General features: G+C 74.2%; 20 protein-coding genes. 9 read left to right on the forward strand and 11 right to left on the reverse strand.

Annotated features, from left to right (window positions below):
* Positions 1-34: 34 nt before the first annotated feature.
* From DER29_RS04715 to DER29_RS04735, 5 genes are all read right to left on the reverse strand, one after another.
* A complete protein-coding gene (locus DER29_RS04715; RefSeq protein WP_121396202.1) occupies positions 35-2,743 on the reverse strand; it encodes a cation-transporting P-type ATPase in 2,709 nt (902 codons plus the stop codon).
* A 170-nt stretch (positions 2,744-2,913) separates the two neighbouring features.
* Positions 2,914-3,873: an electron transfer flavoprotein subunit alpha/FixB family protein gene (locus DER29_RS04720; protein ID WP_121396203.1), complete on the reverse strand. Its 960-nt coding sequence runs from the start codon at positions 3,871-3,873 to the stop codon at positions 2,914-2,916.
* A gap of 11 nt (positions 3,874-3,884) precedes the next feature.
* Positions 3,885-4,664 carry an electron transfer flavoprotein subunit beta/FixA family protein gene (locus tag DER29_RS04725; RefSeq protein WP_121396204.1) on the reverse strand — a complete coding sequence of 260 codons (780 nt, stop codon included), beginning with the start codon at positions 4,662-4,664 and terminating at the stop codon, positions 3,885-3,887.
* Between the two features lie 366 nt (positions 4,665-5,030).
* Complete coding sequence (locus DER29_RS04730; protein ID WP_121396205.1) at positions 5,031-5,438, reverse strand: hypothetical protein; 408 nt, start codon at positions 5,436-5,438, stop codon at positions 5,031-5,033.
* A gap of 2 nt (positions 5,439-5,440) precedes the next feature.
* Entirely contained in the window at positions 5,441-6,238 is a 798-nt protein-coding gene (locus DER29_RS04735; RefSeq protein ID WP_121396206.1) for a GNAT family N-acetyltransferase, read from the reverse strand.
* Positions 6,239-6,278: 40 nt separating this feature from the next.
* On the opposite strand from DER29_RS04735, the gene DER29_RS04740 reads away from it, so the two are divergent.
* Genes DER29_RS04740 through DER29_RS04750 form a run of 3 tightly spaced genes read left to right on the forward strand, consistent with a single transcriptional unit; the run spans position 6,279 to position 7,477 of the window.
* Positions 6,279-6,671, forward strand: a complete 393-nt coding sequence (locus DER29_RS04740; RefSeq protein ID WP_121396207.1) for a YidH family protein — start codon at positions 6,279-6,281, stop codon at positions 6,669-6,671.
* Positions 6,668-7,015 (forward strand): DUF202 domain-containing protein, encoded by a 348-nt coding sequence (locus tag DER29_RS04745; protein WP_121396208.1) that lies wholly within the window; start codon positions 6,668-6,670, stop codon positions 7,013-7,015. Before DER29_RS04740 ends, DER29_RS04745 begins: the two co-directional genes overlap by 4 nt.
* Before the next feature lie 27 nt (positions 7,016-7,042).
* On the forward strand, positions 7,043-7,477 hold the full coding sequence (locus DER29_RS04750; protein WP_121396209.1) for a PLD nuclease N-terminal domain-containing protein: 435 nt from the start codon (positions 7,043-7,045) through the stop codon (positions 7,475-7,477).
* Positions 7,478-7,524: 47 nt separating this feature from the next.
* On the opposite strand, the gene DER29_RS04755 is transcribed toward DER29_RS04750, so the two are convergent.
* Positions 7,525-9,147, reverse strand: a complete 1,623-nt coding sequence (locus DER29_RS04755; protein ID WP_121396210.1) for an acetolactate synthase — start codon at positions 9,145-9,147, stop codon at positions 7,525-7,527.
* A 119-nt stretch (positions 9,148-9,266) separates the two neighbouring features.
* Positions 9,267-10,040: an enoyl-CoA hydratase/isomerase family protein gene (locus tag DER29_RS04760; protein ID WP_121396211.1), complete on the reverse strand. Its 774-nt coding sequence runs from the start codon at positions 10,038-10,040 to the stop codon at positions 9,267-9,269.
* A 99-nt stretch (positions 10,041-10,139) separates the two neighbouring features.
* On the opposite strand from DER29_RS04760, the gene DER29_RS04765 reads away from it, so the two are divergent.
* Entirely contained in the window at positions 10,140-10,616 is a 477-nt protein-coding gene (locus DER29_RS04765) for a DUF6232 family protein (protein ID WP_121396212.1), read from the forward strand.
* Here DER29_RS04765 and DER29_RS04770 read toward each other — a convergent pair.
* Positions 10,613-11,014 (reverse strand): nuclear transport factor 2 family protein, encoded by a 402-nt coding sequence (locus DER29_RS04770; RefSeq protein ID WP_121396213.1) that lies wholly within the window; start codon positions 11,012-11,014, stop codon positions 10,613-10,615. The two genes, DER29_RS04765 and DER29_RS04770, sit on opposite strands and share 4 nt — an antisense overlap.
* 516 nt (positions 11,015-11,530) lie before the next feature.
* Between DER29_RS04770 and DER29_RS04775 the strand changes: the two genes are divergently transcribed.
* Together DER29_RS04775 and DER29_RS04780 are read left to right on the forward strand one after the other, a co-directional pair.
* Complete coding sequence (locus tag DER29_RS04775) at positions 11,531-12,010, forward strand: DUF6232 family protein (protein WP_121396214.1); 480 nt, start codon at positions 11,531-11,533, stop codon at positions 12,008-12,010.
* Between the two features lie 58 nt (positions 12,011-12,068).
* The gene (locus DER29_RS04780; RefSeq protein WP_121396215.1) at positions 12,069-12,818 is read left to right on the forward strand and encodes a hypothetical protein; all 750 of its coding nucleotides are present in this window, start codon (positions 12,069-12,071) and stop codon (positions 12,816-12,818) included.
* Positions 12,819-12,870: 52 nt separating this feature from the next.
* Here DER29_RS04780 and DER29_RS04785 read toward each other — a convergent pair whose 3' ends face one another.
* Both DER29_RS04785 and DER29_RS04790 read right to left on the reverse strand, forming a co-directional pair.
* A complete protein-coding gene (locus DER29_RS04785; protein WP_121396216.1) occupies positions 12,871-13,767 on the reverse strand; it encodes a ribokinase in 897 nt (298 codons plus the stop codon).
* A gap of 13 nt (positions 13,768-13,780) precedes the next feature.
* On the reverse strand, positions 13,781-14,587 hold the full coding sequence (locus tag DER29_RS04790) for an ABC transporter ATP-binding protein (RefSeq protein ID WP_121396217.1): 807 nt from the start codon (positions 14,585-14,587) through the stop codon (positions 13,781-13,783).
* A 119-nt stretch (positions 14,588-14,706) separates the two neighbouring features.
* Between DER29_RS04790 and DER29_RS04795 the strand changes: the two genes are divergently transcribed.
* Positions 14,707-15,717, forward strand: coding sequence for an ABC transporter ATP-binding protein (locus DER29_RS04795; RefSeq protein WP_121396218.1), 1,011 nt, complete (start codon positions 14,707-14,709; stop codon positions 15,715-15,717).
* Positions 15,714-16,727 (forward strand): ABC transporter permease subunit, encoded by a 1,014-nt coding sequence (locus tag DER29_RS04800; protein WP_121396219.1) that lies wholly within the window; start codon positions 15,714-15,716, stop codon positions 16,725-16,727. The genes DER29_RS04795 and DER29_RS04800 overlap by 4 nt, the downstream gene beginning before the upstream one ends.
* A 146-nt stretch (positions 16,728-16,873) precedes the next feature.
* Here the strand turns inward: DER29_RS04800 and DER29_RS04805 are convergent, their stop codons facing one another.
* On the reverse strand, positions 16,874-18,049 hold the full coding sequence (locus DER29_RS04805) for an ROK family transcriptional regulator (protein ID WP_121396220.1): 1,176 nt from the start codon (positions 18,047-18,049) through the stop codon (positions 16,874-16,876).
* Between the two features lie 167 nt (positions 18,050-18,216).
* Between DER29_RS04805 and DER29_RS04810 the strand changes: the two genes are divergently transcribed.
* A complete protein-coding gene (locus DER29_RS04810; protein WP_121396221.1) occupies positions 18,217-19,668 on the forward strand; it encodes a glycoside hydrolase family 3 N-terminal domain-containing protein in 1,452 nt (483 codons plus the stop codon).
* The last annotated feature ends 3 nt before the right edge of the window (positions 19,669-19,671 follow it).

A 19,671-nucleotide genomic window follows, 5' to 3' on the forward strand; every position in this document is an offset into this window, starting at 1 on the left:
GCGACCGGCGGCCCCGCCGACCCCCGACGGCGGCTCAGCCGAGCCGGCGGCCGAAGCGGCCGAACCGCTTGTCGAGCGCGACGATGGCGGAGACCACGACGGCGATGCCCAGGATCCGCAGCCACGCCTGCCCGTCGATGGGCGCCGTGCGGAACAGGTCGTTCATCACCGGCAGGTAGGTCAGGGCGAGCTGGCCGAGGGCCTGCACCAGCACCCCGACGATCAGCCAGCGGTTGCTGAACAGGCCCAGCCGCCAGGGCGAGCGGGTCAGGGAGCGGCAGCTGAACAGGTAGAACGCCATCACGGTGACGAAGAGGTTCACCGCGGCGGTGCGCGCCTGCGCCAGGTCGGCCCCGCCGGAACGCTCCCACTCGAACAGCCACCAGGCGCCCACCACCAGCAGCGCGGAGACCAGCAGGATCCGGACCACCAGCGCGACGGTCAGCAGGGGCTGACCCGGGTCGCGGGGCGGGCGGTCCATGATCCCGGGCTCCCTCGGCTCGAAGGCGAGCGTCAGACCGAGGAACACCGCCGTGGTCATGTTGATCCAGAGGATCTGGCTCGGCAGGATCGGCAGCGCCGAGCCGAGCACGATCGCGACGAGGATGACCAGCCCCTCCGCCGCGTTGGTGGGCAGCGTCCAGGTGATGAACTTGGTCAGGTTGGCGAAGACGCCGCGCCCCTCCGCGACGGCCGTCTCGATGGTGGCGAAGTCGTCGTCGGTCAGCACGACGTCGGCGGCCTCCTTGGCCACCTCGGTGCCGCTGCGGCCCATGGCCACCCCGATGTTGGCCTGGCGCAACGCGGGGGCGTCGTTGACCCCGTCACCGGTCATCGCGACCACCTGGCCGTCGGCCTGCAACGCCTCCACCAGTCGCAGCTTCTGCTCGGGCGAGACGCGGGCGAACACCGACGCCTGTCGTACCGCCGCGGGCAGCTCCCCGGCGGGCAGCGCCGCCAGGTCGGCGCCGGTCAGCACGTCGCCCGGGCCGGGCTCGGTACGCAGCAGCCCGAGCCGGCGCGCGATGGCGCTGGCGGTGGCCAGGTGGTCCCCGGTGATCATCTTCACGTCGATCCCCGCGCGGTGGCAGGACCTGACGGCCGCCGCGGCGGCGGCCCGGGGCGGGTCGAGCATCGCGTGCAGCCCGGTGAAGACCAGGGTGCCGGCCAGTTCCTCCTCCGCGAGCCCGTCCGCCGGGCCGACCGGCCGCATCGCGGTGGCGAGCACCCGCAGCCCCTCGGCGGCCAGTTCGTGGGCGGCGGCCAGCACGGCCGGGGCGTCGAGCGGGCCGGTCGAGCCGTCGGGACGCGCCGCCGAGCCGGACCACTCGACCACCCGCTCCACGGCCCCCTTGACCAGCACCATCCGCCCGCCGTCGGGACGCTCGTGCAGGGTCGCCATGAACTGCCGCTCCGAGGTGAACGGGACGGCAGCCACCCGGGGCAGTTCCGCGGCGACCTCGTGCGCGTGCAGCCCCACCTTGGCGCCCGCCACCAGCATCGCCCCCTCGGTGGGGTCGCCCAGCACGACCCACCGCCCGTCCTGCTCGTCCAGCCGGGCGTCGTTGCAGCCCACGCCGGCCAGCAGCGACCAGCGCAGCGCGCCCTCCCCGGTCGGGGCCGGGCCGCCCCCGGGGTCCCGGATCTCGCCGGTCGGGGCGTAGCCGGTCCCGCCGACCTCGTAGCGCCCCTGCGGCGTCCAGAGCACCTGGACCGTCATCTGGTTCTCGGTGAGGGTGCCGGTCTTGTCTGTGCAGATCACCGTGGTGCTGCCCAGCGTCTCCACCGCCGGCAGCCGCCGGATCACCGCCCGACGGCGGGCCATCCGGGACACGCCGATCGCCAGGGTGATCGTCACGGCGGCGGGCAGCCCCTCCGGGATCGCGCCGACGGCCAGCGCCACGGCGGCCGTGAACGTCTCGCCGGCGTCCTGCCCCCGTACCACGCCGATGCCGAAGGTCAGCGCGGCGAGGAGCAGGATCGCGACGGTGAGCAGCCGGCTGAACCGGGCGAGCTTGACCGTCAGCGGCGTGTCCAGCACCTGCGCGCCGCCGACCAGGCGGTGGATCCGGCCCAGTTCCGTCTCCGCCCCGGTGGCGACCGCGACGCCGAGCGCCGTGCCGCCGGTGAGCAGGGTGCCGGAGTAGAGCAGGTTGCGGCGGTCGGCCACCGGCGTCTCGGCCGGTACGACCAGCTCGTCCTTGCGTACGGGCAGCGACTCGCCGGTCAGCGCCGACTCGTCGGCCCGCAGTTCGGCGGCGCGGACCAGCCGCAGGTCGGCGGGCACCTTCTCCCCCGCCTCCATCAGCACCAGGTCCCCGGGGACCACGTCGTCCGACGGCACGTGGCGCTGCCGGCCGCCGCGCAGCACCCGGGCCTGCGTACGCACCATCGCCCGCAGCGCGTCGAGGGCCGCCTCCGCACGGGACTCCTGGAGGAAGCCGACGACGGCGTTGACGAGCACCACCCCGAAGATCACCGCCGAGTCGACGTACTCGGCGAGCAGCAGGGTGACCACGCCAGCGGCGACCAGCACGTAGATCAGCGGGTTGTGGAACTGCCGCAGCAGCCGGCGCAGGGCCCCGCCCCGCGCCGCGCTGGGCAGCACGTTGGGCCCGTACCGCTGGAGCCGGGCCGCCGCCTCCTCGTCGGTCAGCCCGTGCTCGGTGTCGGTCCCGAGCAGCAGCACGACCTCGTGCACGGCGAGCGCGTGGTGGTCACCCTCGGACGTCCTGGCCGGCATCGGCACACTCCTGTTCCGCACGGGCACGGCCGCACCGGGCACCCGGGGAGAGCGTCTCCATCGTCGCAGGCTGGCGCGGGGCCCGTGGGTCGTTCCGGGCGCGACCGCAGAAACGGCGAGGGCCGGGAACCGTGTCGCGGTTCCCGGCCCTCGCGCGGACGGACGTCAGCTCACTTGCGCTTGCGGATCTCCTCCGCGGCCTGCGGGACGATCTTGAACAGGTCGCCCACCACACCGAAGTCAGCCAGCTCGAAGATCGGCGCCTCGCCGTCCTTGTTGACCGCGACGATCGTCTTCGAGGTCTGCATACCGGCCCGGTGCTGGATCGCACCCGAGATACCGAGCGCGACGTAAAGCTGCGGAGACACCGTCTTACCGGTCTGACCCACCTGGAACTGGTGCGGGTAGTAACCGGAGTCGACCGCCGCGCGCGACGCCCCGACAGCACCACCGAGCAGGTCGGCCAACTCCTCGACCAGCTTGAAGTTGTCGGCGTTACCGACACCACGACCACCCGAGACCACGATGCCGGCCTCGGTCAGCTCCGGACGCGAGCCCTTCTGCTCGGCAACCCGCTCGACGACCCTCGCCAGCTTGTCGGTGTCGGCGACCGCGACGGTGAGCTGCTCCACCGCCGGGCTGGCCGCCGCCGGGGTCGGGTTGACCGAGTTCGGCCGCACCGTGACCAACGGCAGACCCCGGGTGACCTTCGACTTGACGATCGCGGAACCGGCGAACGCCACCTGCGTGGCGGTGCCGTCGGCGGCCAGACCGACCACGTCGGTCAGGATGCCGTTGTCCAACTTCACCGCCAGCCGGGCGGCGATCTCCTTGCCCTCCTGCGACGACGCCAGCAGCACAGCGGCCGGCTGCACCCGCGACACCAACTCGGCCACCACGGTCGCCTTCGGCGCCACCAGGTAGCCGTCGATCTCCTCGCTCTCGGCCGCGTAGACCTTCTCCGCACCGTACTCGCCCAGCCTGGCGCTCAACGCCTCGGCAGCGCCGGGGCCGCCGAGCACGACCGCGCTCGGGCTGCCCAGCTCGCGGGCGAGGGTGAGCATCTCCAGGGTGACCTTCTTGACGCCGAACTCCCGGGTGGCTTCGACGACGACGAGAACCTCAGACATGTCCAGACCCCTCACACAAACTTCTCGGCAGCGAGGAACTCGACCAGCTTCACGCCGCCGTCGCCCTCGTCGGTGACCTTCGCGCCGCCGGAGCGCGGCGGACGCTTCGAATGCTCCAGCACGGCGCTGGTCGCGCCCTCGAAACCCACCTCCGCCGCAGCCACCCCGAGATCGGCCAGGGACAGCGTCTGCACCGGCTTCTTCTTCGCGGCCATGATGCCCTTGAACGACGGATACCGCGGCTCGTTGATGGTGTCCCAGACGGAGACCACGGCGGGCGTGGTGGCGGTGACCACCTCGTAGCCCTCCTCGGTCTGCCGCTCGACGGTCAGGGTCGCACCGTCGACGGTGAGCTTGCGGGCGCCGGTCAGCGCCGCGATGCCCAACCGCTCGGCGAGCATGTGCGGCATCACCTGCACCCGGCCATCGGTCGACTCGCTGCCACACAACACCAGATCGGCGTTCAACTGACCGAGCGCGGCGGCGAGGACCTTCGACGTGGCGACGGCGCAGGAGCCGTGCAGGGCGTCGTCCAGCACGTGCACGGCCTTGTCCGGGCCCATCGACAGCGCCTTACGGATCGACTCGGTCGCCCGGTCCGGACCCATCGTCAGGACCGTCACCTCACCCCCGTGCGCCTCCTTGATCTTCAACGCCTCCTCGATGGCGTACTCGTCCATCTCGTTGATCACGTTGTTCGCCGAACCGCGGTCGACGGTGTTGTCGTCAGTACGCAGGCTGCGGTCCGCGCCCGAATCAGGCACCTGCTTGACGAGTACGACGATGTTCATCGCGCTTCGACGACCCTCCTGTTGGTGTTGCGATCGCTCGCCCGGTCTGGGGCGCAGCCTCGCGCTTCCGTTGACGCCGGTCAACCGCGCGGTGCTGTGCAGTTGCCCACGGCGCAATGTTACCTGCCAGTAGCATCCGCCTCCGGCGCCCTCAGGGTGACACAGCTCACCGACGGCCCTGCGGGCGGGTAATCTGGCGAAACAGGAGGTGTCACGAAATGTCAGAAAAAGCCAAATCCGGCCGTCCCGACGTCTCGCGGCACCGCTGCCGCCGGACGCGACCCGAGGCGTACCGGTGCGCCTGCGGCCGGCTCCGCGACCGGTGCGTGCGGGCCACCGTCCGGGCGCTCTGGTCGCCGGAGCGGCTCACGCCGGCTGATCCAGCGCGTCCCTGATCCGCGCGATGGCCGCCGCCTCCGCCGGGGCCACCCCCCGGTGCGCGCCGGCCACCCGCTCGGCCGCAGACAGCACCACCTCGCGGTAGCCCGCCACGTCCCGGGGCGACTTCTCGCGCAGGATCCGCACGGACCGCCCCAACGCCGGCAGCACCACCGACTCGATCTCCAGCGCCGAGTCCTTGGGCAGCTTCGGCAACGGACCGCTGGTCAGCGCCTCCTTCACCACCCCGCTGCTGTCGGCCATCGCACCGGAGGCGGCGAAGCTCTCCCGGAACAGCGCGAGCATCCCCGGGTCCGCGTTGGCCACCAGGAACACCGCCCCGAACGCGCCCGTCTTGAGGGTCAGCCGCTCGTCCTCCGTCAACCGCTGCTCCATGATCACGGAGTGTAGACGTACGGCGTGGTGGTCGTGACCGGGACGAGACCGAGCCGCTGAAGGATCGGCCGGCTGTCGTCGGAGGCGTCCACCTGGAGCAACGTCCGGTCGCGCTGGGCCGCCAGCCGGGCCCGATGGTTGACCAGCGCCCGGTAGATGCCCCGGCGACGCCACGGCGCCAGCGTCGACCCGCCCCACAGCGTGGCGAACCCCGTCCCCGGCACGTACCGCACCCAACCCGCGCTGACCACCTCGTCGCCCGCCTCGGCCACCACCACGGTGATCGACTGCGGGTCGGCGGCGATCTCCTTCTCCAGACCGGTCGCCAGGTGGCCGCGGTCGGAGTTCCAGACCGCCTCCTCCATCGCCACGATCCGGTCCAGGTCCGCCCGGGCGGTCACCTCCCGCAGGCGTACGCCCTCGGGGACGACCGGGAGCGCGGCGGCGAGCGGCGCGACCGGCCCGATCATCACGGTCTCCCGCTCCTCCGGGACGAATCCCGCCGCGCGCAACCGGTCCGGCAGGTCCGCCGGCTCGTCGTGGCCGTGCAGCTTCCACTCGACCGACTCGCCGCGCGCCCGGAAGGTCTCCACCTGCCGGGCGATCAGCTCGTCCAGCGCCGCGCCGGTCAGCCCGCCCAGGTCGCGGTAGGCGAGGAAGCCGCCGTGGTCGAGGCCGAGGATGCGGATCAGCGGGCCGTCCCGTTCCACCGCCACCCCGGCCGGCAACGGGTCGGGCACCAGCGCCCGCAACTGCTCGTCGTACGCGTTCCGCAGCGTGGTCACGTCAAGATCCGTCACCGCTCCAGGCTACGACCGGACGGAAACGGATAATAGCCACGTGTGGCAGGCGATCAGGCGATGGTTCGACCCGCGCGAACTGCGCTCGGTCGGCAGCACCCCCGACTACCGCTTCTCGCTGGCCAACGAGCGGACCTTCCTGGCCTGGCTGCGTACCGGGCTGGCGCTGGTCGCGGGCGGACTGGCCGCCGCGCAGTTCCTGCCACCCCTGCCGCTGGCGCACCTGCGCGAGGTGATCGCCGTCGCGCTGCTGCTGCTCGGCGGCACGGTCGCCGTGCGGGCGGTCGACAACTGGGCGCGTACGGAGCGGGCCATCCGGCTCGGCGAGGAGTTGCCCGCCTCCCGCTTCCCGGCGGTGCTCGCCCTCGCCGTCGGTCTCGGCGCGCTGCTGCTGGTCGCGGCGGTGCTGGCCCGGGCGGTCGGCGGTCCGTGAGCCACCAGACGGAGCCGCCACGGCGGGACCGGCCGGCGCGTGACCCGGGACTGCAACCCGAGCGGACCCGGCTGGCCTGGCGGCGTACGGCGCTGGCGCTCACCGTGATCATGGTGCTGACCGTGCGGCTCGCGCTCACCGGCCCGCCCGCCGGCGGGACGCTCGGCGCGCTGGTCGCCGGGGTCGCCGTGCTGGGCTGGGGCGCGGCGCTGACGGTCTGCTGGCGGCGGGCCACCGGCAGCGGTCCACCCCCCGGCTACGGGCGGTCGCTGCCCCTGGTCGCCCTCGCCACCGCCGGCTTCGCGCTGCTCGGCGCCCTCCTGGCGGCGCGCGGACTGGGTTGACGGGAGCCGGTAGGCCATCATTGACCCATGGCCCGGCTCTACGTCCTCCTCTTCGTCGTGCAGATCGTCCTCGCCGTCTGCGCGCTGATCAGCTGCCTCTCCGCCGAGGAGGGCGAGATCAAAGCCCTGCCCCGGATCGCCTGGGTGCTGATCATCCTGTTCTTCCCGCTGCTCGGCTCCCTCGCCTGGTTCGCCGCGGGTCGCGAGCGCGTCCCCGGGCGCCCCGCCGGCGGAGCGCCGAAGGGCCGGATCCTGCCGCCCCGGGAGCGGCCCCGCCCGGTCGCCCCCGACGACGACCCCGAGTTCCTCCGCTCGCTGGGCGAGCGCTCCCGGCGGGAGGACGGGGAGCTGTTCCGCCGCTGGGAGGAGGACCTGCGCCGCCGCGAGGACGAGATGCGCCGGCGCGACGGCGAACCGCCGCGCGAGGAGGACCGGCCCGAGGGGTCCACGCCCGGCGCCTGAACCCACACCGCCGTCGCCGGCCTCCCGGCGACGGCGGCGGGCCGGGCTCAGGCCAGGTTCGACGAGCGGGGGTACGCGTCCGCCGGGTCGGTGAGCACGTTGACCAGGTACGGCACGCCGGAGTCGAACGCCCGCCGCAGGGCCGGGCCGAGGTCGCCGGCCTTCGCCACCGTCTCGCCGGCCCCGCCCAGGGCGCTCACGACATGGTCGTAGCGCAGCTCCGGCTGGAGGTCGGCGGCGACGTCGTAGCCGTACATGGCACGCATGGGGTGCTTCTCCAGGCCCCAGATGCCGTTGTTGCCGACCACGATCACCACCGGCAGCTTCTGCCGGGCCAGGGACTCCACGTCCATCAGCGAGAAGCCGGCCGCGCCGTCGCCCATGAGGACGCAGATCTGCCGGTCGGGGTGGCTGACGCGGGCGCCCATCGCGTAGCCCATGCCGGTGCCGAGGCAGCCGTACGGGCCGGGGTCGAGCCAGGTGCCGGGCTGCGCGGGCTCCAGGTAGCGGCCGGCGTACGAGACGAAGTCGCCACCGTCGCCGATGGTGATGGCGTCGCGGGCCAGGACCTTGCGCAGCTCGCCGTAGACCCGGGCGGGCCGGATCGGGTCCGTCTCGGCGGACATCTCCTCGGCGTCGCGGGCCTTCGCGGCGTCCTCGGCGGTACGCAGCTCGGCGATCCAGTCGGCGTGGTCGGCCCGGTCGCCCGGGTGGTCGGCCAGCGCGGTGAGGATCAGCCGGAGGTCGCCGGCGGGGGCGGCGGCCGGCTGCACGTGCGCGGCCCGCTGGCTCGGCGCGTCGACGACGTGCACCACCTGGGCGTCGCCGAAGTCGCCGAAGCTGAGCCGGAAGTCGAGCGGGGTGCCGATCACCACGACCACGTCGGCGCCCCTCAACGCCACGCGACGGGCCTTGGCGAAGGCGAGCGGGTGCTCCGGCGGCAGCGCGCCCCGGCCCATCCCGTTGGTGAAGACCGGCACCTGGAGCGACTCGGCGGCGGCCCGCAGGGCGTCGACCGCGTCCCCGGCGTAGACGTCGGAGCCGGCGATGATCACCGGGCGGCTCGCGGCGGCGATCAGGCCGGCCGCCTTCGTCACCTCGTCGGGGTCGGGCTCGACCGGCGCGATGCCCGGCAGCGCGGGCAGCTCGGCGTCGGAGACCGAGAAGACCGCCTCCAGCGGGAAGTCGAGGAAGACCGGGCCCCGGTGCGGGGTGAGCGCGGTGGTCAGCGCCGCGGTCACCGCGCGCGGGATGTCGTCGGGGCTGAACACCGTCTCGGCGTGCTTGGTGACCGGGGCGACCAGCGGCAGGTGGTCCATCTCCTGGAGGCTGCCCGAACCCCAGCGGAACTGCGGGGCCCGGCCGCCCAGCACCAGCACCGGGGAGGCGTTGAAGTACGCGCTGGTCAGCCCCGAGATGCCGTTGGTGACGCCGGGGCCGGCGGTGAGCACGGCGAGGCCGGGTCGGCGCTGGAGCTTCGCCACCGCCTCGGCGGCGAAGACCGCCGACTGCTCGTGCCGCACGTCGTAGATGGGGAAGCCGGTCTTGTGCGCGGCGTCGTAGAGCGGAAAGACGTGCCCGCCGGAGAGGGTGAACATCTCCCGCACCCCGTACGCGCGCAGCGCCGCGAGTGCGAGCTCCCCGCCGTGACCTTCGATCCGCTCCGTCATCGCCGCTCTTCCCTTCGTCCGCATGGCCGGAGTCACACGCTACTCACCGGTAGGCGGAATGTGAACCGTTCTCGGCTCGACGCCTGGGCCGGCGGGTCGCCCCCGCCGGCCCGGACCGGTCAACGACCGGTGAAGTCCGGCTTGCGCTTCGCCACGAACGCCGCCATGCCCTCGCGCCGGTCGTCGGTGGCGAACAGCGCCGCGAAGAGCTGGCTCTCCCAGGCCAGACCGGAGTTCAGGTCCATGTCCAGACCGGCGTCGACGGCGAGCTTGGCGGCGCGCAGGGCCTGCGCCGGACCGGTGAGGTACGGGCGGACCAGCTCGACCGCGGTGTCGTAGACCTCGGCCGCCGGGGCGACCCGGTCGGCCAGGCCGATCCGCAGGGCCTCCTGGGCGTCGACCATCCGGCCGGACATGATCAGGTCCTTGGCGCGGGCCGGGCCGACCAGGCGGGCCAGCCGCTGGGTGCCACCGGCGCCGGGGATGATGCCGAGCTTGATCTCCGGCTGCCCGAGCCTGGCGTCCTCGGCCACCACCCGCCAGTCGCACGCCAGCGCCAGCTCGCAGCCGCCGCCGAGGGCGTAGCCGGTGATCGCGGCCACGACCGGCTTCGGGATCCGGGAGATCGCGCCGAGCGCGCTGGACAGGCCGGCAGCCCGGTCCGCCATGTCCACGTAGGACATGTCGGCCATCTCCTTGATGTCCGCGCCGGCCGCGAAGACCTTCTCCCCGCCGTACACGATGACGGCGCGGACGCCCGGGTCGGCGGTGGCCGCCGCGGCGGCGGCGCGCAACTCCTCCTGCACCTGGGTGTTCAGGGCGTTCATCGGCGGCCGCTCCAGCCGGATGGTGCCGATGCCGTCCTTGGTCTCCAACCGCACGAACTCGCCCACGCTGGCCCTCACTTCCTCGTCGAAGTCGCGTGCCAACCTTACGGCCCGAATCGTTGGGGTAAGTAGTGTGGTGTCAGGCCCGCCACCGGGAGTACCGCCATGATCACGTACTACGACGACAGGTCCGTGCAGGTCACCTCGACCGCCGTCCGGGTGGACGGCCGGACCTTCCGGCTGGCCGACATCAGCATGGTCTGGCACCGGCGCGGCAGCCGGTCCTGGCGGGTGCTCGTCGGCCGCGGCGCGATCGGCGCGGCGCTCGCCGGCCCCCTGGTCGCCGCCGCGCTCGGCATCGCGTTCGCGCTCTGGCTGGACCGCTCCCTGACCGTCACCATCGCCATCGTCGGCGCCTCGGTGCTGATCGGGCTCGCGGTCGGCCCGGTCGCCGACTTCCTCTTCGAGCACCTCGACCGCTCGTACGCCAGGGGCAGCCGGCAGTTGGAGATCTGGGCCCGCTGGCGCGGCCAGCCGGTGCGCCTGCTGTGCACCGGTGACGCGCTGCGCTTCGGCCAGATCTACCGGGCGGTGCAGCGGGCCGTCGAGGCCGGCCAGCCGGTGTCGCCCCGCCGCCGCTAGAACCCGATCGGCCCGTCCGGCAGCATGCCCAGGCCACGCAGCAGTCCGAAGAGGTCCTGCTCGCCCCAGAACTGCACGATCCGGCCGCCGGCCAGCCGGTACATCTTGCACGCGCTCTGCACCGCCGTCGCGCCGGTGGCGTCCCGCCGATAGGTCTGCGCCAGCGACACCACCACGCGGTCGCCGGCCGCGAAGATCTCGACGATCTCCTGGTCGAGCACGGTCAGCCCCGGCGAGGCGACGGCCCCCTCGACGTGGTGCCGCCCCCGGACCCCGGCACCGGAGCCGTAGATCAGCACGTCCTCGTCGACCACCGCGCGCAACTCCGCCAGGTCCTTGGTGACGAAGGTCCGCAGGTAGCGGCGGACCACCTCGACGTTGCGCTCCTGCTCCGTCATGACCGGTCACGATACCGACCCGAACCGACTCGGACCGGCCCCGGACCGGCCGGACGACGCGCTGGCGACGCGGGCCTTGAGGCCCGTCAGGCGAAGGGGCCTACCGCCCGCGCTGTCGAACGGGGCAGCTCGACAGTCGCCCGGGCGGGCTCTCGAAAGCCGCTCCGACGCCGTCGCGGTGGCGCTCCATCGCGGTTGCGGTGAGCGTCGGACCGGAGGCGGACGAGGCGCACCCGTCACACGGCAGCGGCAGTACGCCTCGCGCGCCCTTTGGAGCTGATGACGCAAACGACTCAGCCGCTCCGGCCTCCCGACGAGCGCCAGCGACCAACAGGGCGATGTCATGAACGATTCAGCTCGAGAGGACCGACGCGACACCACGTGGTCCGGCACGGCCCGCCCGACATGAACCTCCGCGCGACGCTGCCTCACCTGACACCGCCGCGCCCGGCGCCACCCCCGCCGGAGCGGACCGCGCGAGCGGCGCGGCCCGCCCGGCAGTGGTTAGGCTTAGTGATGACCATCTATTACCGGGACGACGCGGTGCAGGTGACGTCGGAGTCGATCCGGGCCGGGGGCCACGCCGTGGCGATCGCCGACGTGACGTACGTCTGGCACGCGCAGGGGCCGAAGACGCTTGCGGTACGGGGGCGGGTGCTGGGTCGCGGCGTCCTGGTCCTGCTCCTCTCGCTGCCTCCGCTGGTCGCGGTGGTCTGCGTGCTCTCGCTGGCCTGGTCGGCGCAGGACCGGGGCGAGTGGCAACTGGCGCTGATCATCCTCGCCGCGTGCGTCGTCGCGGCGCTGGCCCTGGCCCCCTTCCTGGAGATCCCCCTCGGCTGGCTCGACCGCTCCTACGAGCGGGGCAGCAAGGTGCACGAGCTCTGGGTCCAGCACCACGGCCGGGAGGTGCTGCTGCTGCGTACCCCGGACGCGCTGCGGTTCGGGCAGATCTACCGGGCGGTGCAGCGCGCGGTGGAGCAGTACACGGACTCCTGACCGCGGGGGCCGCCGCCCTGTCCGGCGGTACGGGCGCGGGCGACGCACACTGGATGCCATGGTGATTCCCCTCCCCCGGCCCGCCGCGGTCGTCGGTCTGACCCGCTCCGCCCTCGACCAGGCCCTCGGCTCGGCGGCCTCGTTCGCCGCCGTGCCGGCCCGCGCGTTCGCCGTGCTGGACTCGGTGGAGGCCCTGCTGAAGCGGGTCGACGGCATGGTGGACCGCATCGACGGCGTGGTGGACCGGATCGAGCAGACCCTCGACCGCACCGACCGGGTGCTCACCGACGCCGAGGGCGCGGTACGGGAGGTGGCGGTCATCAGCGCCGCCGCGACCACCGCGATCGAGACGGCCACCGAGGTGGCCACCGCCGCGGCCGTCGTGGTCGGCGAGGCGGAGAAGGTGTCCCGGACGGCCGGTGCGGTGGTCGCCGAGGCCGACGCGGTGGCCGTACGGGCCGCCGGCACCGTGGGCACCGCGGCGGAGGCGGCGGCCACCGCCGCCGAGCTGCTGACGGCGTACGAGCCGGCGCTGCGCCGGGGCGCCCCGATGGCGAACCGCTTCGTCGAGCAGCTCAGCCACGAGGAGGTGAACGCCGCGATCCGGCTCGTCGACGAACTGCCGAAGCTCAAGCAGCACCTGACGGCGGACATCCTGCCGATCCTGGCCACCCTCGACCGGGTCGGGCCGGACCTGCACGACCTGCTCGACGTCACCCGCGACCTGAAGCTCGCCGTCGCCGGCATCCCCGGTCTGGGCATGCTCCGGCGCCGGGGCGAGAAGCTCACCGACGACGCCGAGGCCTGACCCCTGGGGCGTACAGCACCCTGGGACGTACGGCCGTGGCCGGTCGGCCGGATCAGGCGGGGACGTACAGCTCGTCGATCTCGGCCCGGGTGGGCAGCGCCACGGAGGCGCCGAGCCGGCGGGCGCAGGCCGCCCCGGCCGCCGCCGCCCAGCGCACCGCGTCGACCACGTCCCGGCCCTCGCCCCAGGCCACCGCGAGCGCGGCGGTGAAGGCGTCCCCGGCGGCCGTGGAGTCCACCACGTCGACCTTGACCGCCGGCACGTGCACGGCGGTGCCGTCCCGGTCCCCGTACCAGGCGCCCTCCGCGCCGAGGGTGAGCACCGCCCGGGCCGCCAGGTCGAGCAGGGCCGACGGCTCGTCCCGGCCGCGCCCGGTGAGCGCCTGCGCCTCGGTCTCGTTGACCACCAGCAGGTCGGTGGCCGCCAGCAGCTCCGGCGGCACCGGCACGGCCGGGGCGGCGTTGAGCACCACCCGGGTGCCGGCCGCCCGGGCGGCAAGGGCCGCCTCGGTCACCGTCGCGACCGGGATCTCCAGCTGCGCGAGCAGCACGTCCGCCCCGCGTACGGCGGTCAGTTCCGGTTCGGTCAGGCCGGTCATCGAGGCGTTGGCGCCCGGGCTGACCAGGATCGCGTTCTCGCCCTCGGCGTTCACCATCACCAGCGCCACCCCCGACGTGCCGTACGTCGTGCGGAGCTGGTCCGTGTCGACCCCGGCGGCGGTGATCCGCGCCCGCAGGGTGACGCCGAACGAGTCGGAGCCGATCGCCCCGAGGAAGGCGCAGGAGGCGCCGGCCCGGGCCGCGGCGACGGCCTGGTTGGCGCCCTTGCCGCCGGGCACCATCACGAAGTCGGTGCCGAGCAGGGTCTCCCCCGGGCGGGGCAGGGCGGGGGCAGTGCCCACCAGGTCCATGTTGGCGCTGCCCACCACGACGACCCGGGTCTGCCGCATCGCAAGCTCCCCGTCAGGCGGCGCGGGCGGTGAACCGGTCGCCGGAGCGCTGGACCACCAGCGGCAGCCCGAAGGTCTTGGAGAGGTTGTCCCCGGTCAGCGTGTCGTCGAGGAGCCCCTGCGCCACCACGCCGCCCTCGCGCAGCAGCAGCGCGTGGGTGAAGCCGGGCGGGATCTCCTCCACGTGGTGGGTCACCAGCACCAGCGCCGGGGCATCGGGGTCGTACGCCAGCTCGGCCAGCCGGGCGACCAGGTCCTCCCGCCCGCCCAGGTCGAGCCCGGCGGCCGGCTCGTCGAGCAGCAACAGCTCCGGGTCCGTCATCAGCGCGCGGGCGATCTGCACCCGCTTGCGTTCCCCCTCGGAGAGGGTGCCGTAGGTGCGCTCGGCGAGGCCCCCGATGCCGAGCTGGCCCAGCAGGGCGCGGGCCCGGGCCTCGTCGCTGCTGTCGTAGCTCTCCCGCCAGCGACCGACCACCGACCAGGCGGCCGTGACGACGACGTCGCTGACCCGCTCGTCGGCGGGCACCCGCTCGGCGAGCGCGGCGGTGGAGAGCCCGATGCGGGTGCGCAGCTCGTTGACGTCGGTGCGGCCGATCCGCTCGCCGAGCACGTGGGCGGTGCCGGTGGTCGGGTGCAGCCGGCCGGCGGCGAGGTTGAGCAGGGTCGTCTTCCCCGCGCCGTTCGGCCCGAGCACCACCCAGCGCTCGTCCAGCTCGACCCGCCAGTCGACGTCGTGCAGCAGTGCCGTGCCAGCCCGGCGTACGCCGACGCCGTCGAGGCTGACCACCAGATCCTCGTCCCCAGTCACCCGACCATCCAACCACGCAACGCCGGGGCTCCCCCCACGGGCGGCGTCCCGGCCATAGGGTGGGGCGCCGTGTCGTTGGTCACCACAACCGGAGGACGGTCCATGCCCGGTCGCAGCACGGAGCCGCGCGGATGAGCGCGGTCATCGAGATCGAGGGTCTGCGCAAGACCTTCCACAGCGTGCGGCAGGGCCGCCGGGTGGCGGTCGACGGCTTCGACCTGTTGGTGGAGGCCGGCCAGATCCACGGTTTCCTCGGCCCCAACGGCTCGGGCAAGACCACCACGTTGCGCGCCCTGCTCGGGCTGGTGCGGGCCGACGCGGGCCGGATGACGGTGCTGGGCGTCCCCTCACCGGACGGGCTGCCCCTGGTGGCCGGGCGGGTCGGGGCCATCGTGGAGAGCCCGCAGTTCTTCGGCAACTTCACCGGCCACCGGACCCTGCGCCTGCTCGCCCGGGCCGGCGGCGTGCCGACGGCCCGGGTCGACGAGGTGCTGGAGCAGGTGGGCCTGCGGGACCGGGGCGACGAGCGGGTCAAGGGCTACTCGCTGGGCATGAAGCAGCGGCTGGCGGTGGCCTCCGCCCTGCTCAAGGACCCGGAGCTGCTGATCCTGGACGAGCCGGCGAACGGGCTGGACCCGGCCGGCATCCGGGAGATGCGGGACCTGATGCGCTCGCTGGCGCAGGCCGGCGTGACCGTGCTGGTCTCCAGCCACATCCTGGCCGAGATCCAGCTGATCTGCGATCACGTGACGATCATCTCGCGGGGCCGGCGGGTGGCGGCCGGGCGCGTCGACGAGGTGCTGGCCGGCTTCGACCGGCACGAGCTGCTGGTGCGGGTGGACGATCCGCAGCGGGCCGTGGAGCTGCTGACGGCGGCCGGGCTGGCGGCGACCGGGCACGACGACCACCTGGTGGTGGGCGACGTGGACGACGCCACCGAGGTCAGCCGCACCCTCGGCGAGTCGGGCCTGTGGGTACGCGAGCTGACCCCGCTGCGGCCCGACCTGGAGAGCGTCTTCCTCGAACTGACCGGCACGGCGGCGCACCCGACGCTGCCCCGGCAGGTGGACGACTCGGTGTCGCCCGACGGCGGGCCCTCCGAACCGGTGATCGACCTCGACGTGCGGGGAGTGGACGCGTGAACCTGGTCCGTGCCGAACTGGAGCGTCTCGGCGCCCGGCGCTTCGTGCAGCTCATGCTCGTCCTGCTGGTGCTCGCGTTCGGCGTCACCGCGGCGACCACCCTGGCGAGTTCCCACCGGCCCACCGCCCAGGAGGTCTTCGACGCCCAGCGCGCCGCCGCCGCGGCGCGGATCGACCTGGAGCGCACCCACCAGCTCTGCCTGGACCGGCAGCGTGGTGTCGTGCAGGCGGACGACGTGCGGGAGTACGTCCCCGACGACTGCAGCGAGGTGGATCCGGCCCAGATGGAGCGGGCGCCCGTGGCGGCCGACTTCCTTCACGGGGTGTTCACCTTCGCCGAGGAGGCCGGGCCGCTGCTCTACTTCCTCATCGCCTTCCTCGCGCTCTTCGGGTTCCTGGTCGGCGCCTCCTACATCGGCGCCGACCTGAACTCCGGCGGCGTGGTCAACCTGCTGCTCTGGCGTCCCCGGCGGATGACCGTGCTCGGCACCAAGCTGGGCACGCTGCTCGGCGGGACGGCGCTGCTGTCCGTGCTGGCCTCGGCGGCGTACCTCGGGACGTTCTGGCTGATCGCTGCGTTCGCCGGGCGGCCGGGGCGGCTGGACGGGGAGTTCTGGGGCTCGTTGGGCGCGACCTGGGGCCGCGGCATGCTGCTGGTGCTGCTGCTCACCGTGGTCGGCTTCGCCGTCGCCACCCTGGGCCGGCACACCTCGGCGGCGCTCGGCGCGATCGCCGGCTACCTGGTGGTGTGGGAGCTGGGCGCCCGGCTGGTGATGGAGATCCTGGAAGTCGTCAAGGTGGACCGGTACATGCTCTCCAGCTACGCGGCGGCCCTGCTCAACGGCCGGGTCGAGTTCTGGGACTACCGGGCGTGCGCCACCGGGTCGACCGCCTCCTGCGACGGCCTCTACGTGGTGACCTGGCAGCCGGCGCTGCTGTTGCTGCTCGGGTTGACCGGCGCGCTGGCCGCCGCCGCCTTCGTGGCGTTCCGCCGCCGCGACCTGATGTGACGCCCGGCCGGGGGCGCGGCAAGTCCTTGCAGTATCCGGTCCAGCGATGAAATATTCCTTCAATGACGCCCGGCCGCCGCCGACCCCGCCGACCCCGGTCGGCGGGGACCGGCGCGCGGTCCGCGCCAGCGGGCGGCCGGCCCCGGTCAGCCGACGGTCGAGCCGAAGACCTCGTCGCGCACGGCGTCGAGGGCGGTACGCAGCGCCCCCCGCAGGATCGGCTCCTCGGTCAGCCCCGTCGGCACGACCCGGGGTCGGACCAGCGTGATCGCCGCGACCTCGTGCTGCACGCGCTCGGCCAGCGCCGCCCCGCCGGCCTGGCCGACCTCGCCGGCGAGCACCACCAGCGGCGGGTCCAGCACCACGCAGGTGCTCGCCACGCCCAGCGCCAGCCGGCGGGCCACCTCGTCGAGCATGGGACCGCCGGCCGTGCCGTCGGCCACCGCCGCCCGCACCGCCGCGGCCCCGCTGTCGTCCGGGTAGCCGTGCGCGCGGGCCAGGTCGCGGACCGCGTCCGCGCCGATCAGCTGCTGGAACGCCGGCTTCGCCCGGCGGGACACGTCACGCGGGATGGGCGCGCCGGGCACCGGCAGGTAGCCGATCTCGCCGGCGGCGCCGCTGCTGCCGTGGTGCAGCCGCCCGCCCAGCACGATCGCCAGGCCGACGCCGGCGCCGACCCAGACCAGCACGAAGTCCGTCAGCCCCTGGGCCGCGCCCGACTGCGCCTCGGCGACGGCGGCCAGGTTCACGTCGTTCTCGAAGACCACCGGGGTGTGCAGGTCGTCCCGGAGCGCGGCGAGCAGACCGGTGTGCCAGCGGGGCAGGTTGAAGGCGAACGTGATGTCGCCCGTGCCGGGGTCGACGAGGCCCGGGGTGCCCAGCACGATCCGCCGTACGCTCGACAACTGCGCCCCGGCGCTGCTCGCGGCCTGGACGACCGCGTTGTGCACGACCCCGACGGGGTCGTCGGTGTCGTGGGTCGACTGCTCGACGCGGCCGATCACCGCCCCGGTGATGTCCGCGCAGGCGGCCACCACCCGGTCGGCGCCCACGTCCACCCCGACCACGTGCGCGCTGCCGGGCCGCACGGCGTAGAGCTGGGCGTTGGGTCCCCGCCCGCCGGCCTGCTCGCCGACCCGGGTGACCAGGCCCCGCTCCTCCAGCCGCTCCACGAGCTGCGAGGCGGTGACCTTGGACAACCCGGTCAGCTCGCCGAGCCGGGCCCGGGTCAGCGGCCCCCGCTCCAGCAGCAGCTCCAACGCCGCGCGGTCGTTCAGCGCCCGCAACAGGCGGGGGGTGCCGGGCAGCCGGGTCGCACTCATGCCACGTCCTCTAGTTTTGGTAAACCTTGCTAACTGTAAACCGACCTGCGAGCGGGTAGCCGACAGCGTATCGGCCGCCCGGGAGCGGGGTGGTCGGCCGACCCGGTACGTCACCGACCCCCGCCGGTACGACTTCCGTGCCCGCGGGGACGAAAGGGGAAGATCACGTGGGGCTGGATCCAGGACTGCGCCGGCTCGCGCTCGGCACGCTGCTCGCCGCGTACCCGGGGCCGGTGCCCCCGGGCTGGGCGGTCGACCTGGTCGCCGAGGGGCTCGCGGGGCACACCCTCTTCGGCACCAACGTCCACGACCCGGGGCAGGTGGCGGCGAGCACCGCCGCCCTGCGGGCCGGCCGCCCGGACGTGCTGATCGCGATCGACGAGGAGGGCGGCGACGTCACCCGGCTGGCGCACGCCACCGGCAGCCCGTACCCGGGCAACGCGGCGCTCGGCGCGATCGACGAGGTGACGCTGACCCGCCGGGTCTACGAGGCCATCGGCGCGGAGCTGGCCGCCCTCGGCGTCACCGTCAACCTCGCGCCGACAGTGGACGTCAACACCGCCGACGAGAACCCGGTGATCGGCACCCGCTCGTTCGGCGCCGACCCGGCCCGGGTCGCCGCGCACTCCGCCGCCGCCGTGACCGGCCTCCAGGCCGCCGGGGTCGCCGCCTGCGCCAAGCACTTCCCGGGGCACGGCGCGACGGTCGCCGACTCCCATTACGAGCTGCCCACCGTGGACGTGCCGCTGGACGTGCTGCGCCGGCGCGACCTGCCGCCGTTCGCCGCGGTCGTCGCGGCCGGCGCGCGGGCCGTGATGACCGCGCACATCCGGGTGCCGGCGCTGACCGGCGACGGCCCCGCCACGTTCAGCCGGGCGGTCCTGGTCGACCTGCTGCGCGGCGAGTACGGCTTCACCGGCACGGTCATCACCGACGCGCTGGAGATGAAGGGCGCCGCGGTGGCGGCCGGCGGGGTCGGCCCGGCCGCCGTCCGGGCCCTCGCCGCCGGCGCCGACCTGCTGTGCATCGGCGCCCAGGTCGACGCCGAGCTGGTCGAGCGGGTGGTCGCGGAGATCGTCGGCGCGCTCGGCGACGGCCGCCTGGACCGGGCACGGGTGGAGGAGGCGGCCGGCCGCGCCGCCGCGCTCGCCGCCTGGACCCGGGCCGCCGGCGCGACGTCGACCGCCCCCGACGGACTCGGGTACGCGGCGGCGCGCCGCGCCGTACGGGTGGAGGGCGAGCTGACCGGCCTGGACCGCCCGCTGATCGTCCAACTGCACGCCGCGTCGACCATCGCCGAGGGGCGGGTGCCGTGGGGCCTCGGGCCGCACCTGGACGGCGCGGAGGAGCTGCGGGTGGTCGCCACCGAGACCGGGCCGGCCGTCCTGCGCCAGCTCGCCGGGGACCGGCCGATCGTGCTGGTCGGCCGCCACCTGCACCGGCTGCCGGGCGGGGCGGAGCTGGTGACCGCGCTGGCCGCCGAGCACCCGGTGACCGTGGTCGAGATGGGCTGGCCCTCGCGGTGGCGCCCGGCCGGCGTGCGGGCGTTCGTCACCACGTACGGCGCGAGCCACGCCTGCGGCCGCGCGGCCGCCGAGGTGCTCGGCCTGGCCGGCTGACGC

This window comes from Micromonospora sp. M71_S20 (genome assembly GCF_003664255.1).
Classification (GTDB): Bacteria; Actinomycetota; Actinomycetes; order Mycobacteriales; family Micromonosporaceae; genus Micromonospora.

Coding starts and splice junctions, on each gene's coding strand:
- DER29_RS04715 (WP_121396202.1), bottom strand. CDS start 2,743: ATGCCGGCCAGGACGTCCGAGGGTGACCACCACGCGCTCGCCGTGCAC.
- DER29_RS04720 (WP_121396203.1), bottom strand. CDS start 3,873: ATGTCTGAGGTTCTCGTCGTCGTCGAAGCCACCCGGGAGTTCGGCGTC.
- DER29_RS04725 (WP_121396204.1), bottom strand. CDS start 4,664: ATGAACATCGTCGTACTCGTCAAGCAGGTGCCTGATTCGGGCGCGGAC.
- DER29_RS04730 (WP_121396205.1), bottom strand. CDS start 5,438: ATGGAGCAGCGGTTGACGGAGGACGAGCGGCTGACCCTCAAGACGGGC.
- DER29_RS04750 (WP_121396209.1), top strand. CDS start 7,043: ATGGCCCGGCTCTACGTCCTCCTCTTCGTCGTGCAGATCGTCCTCGCC.
- DER29_RS04755 (WP_121396210.1), bottom strand. CDS start 9,147: ATGACGGAGCGGATCGAAGGTCACGGCGGGGAGCTCGCACTCGCGGCG.
- DER29_RS04765 (WP_121396212.1), top strand. CDS start 10,140: ATGATCACGTACTACGACGACAGGTCCGTGCAGGTCACCTCGACCGCC.
- DER29_RS04770 (WP_121396213.1), bottom strand. CDS start 11,014: ATGACGGAGCAGGAGCGCAACGTCGAGGTGGTCCGCCGCTACCTGCGG.
- DER29_RS04775 (WP_121396214.1), top strand. CDS start 11,531: ATGACCATCTATTACCGGGACGACGCGGTGCAGGTGACGTCGGAGTCG.
- DER29_RS04780 (WP_121396215.1), top strand. CDS start 12,069: ATGGTGATTCCCCTCCCCCGGCCCGCCGCGGTCGTCGGTCTGACCCGC.
- DER29_RS04785 (WP_121396216.1), bottom strand. CDS start 13,767: ATGCGGCAGACCCGGGTCGTCGTGGTGGGCAGCGCCAACATGGACCTG.
- DER29_RS04795 (WP_121396218.1), top strand. CDS start 14,707: ATGAGCGCGGTCATCGAGATCGAGGGTCTGCGCAAGACCTTCCACAGC.
- DER29_RS04805 (WP_121396220.1), bottom strand. CDS start 18,049: ATGAGTGCGACCCGGCTGCCCGGCACCCCCCGCCTGTTGCGGGCGCTG.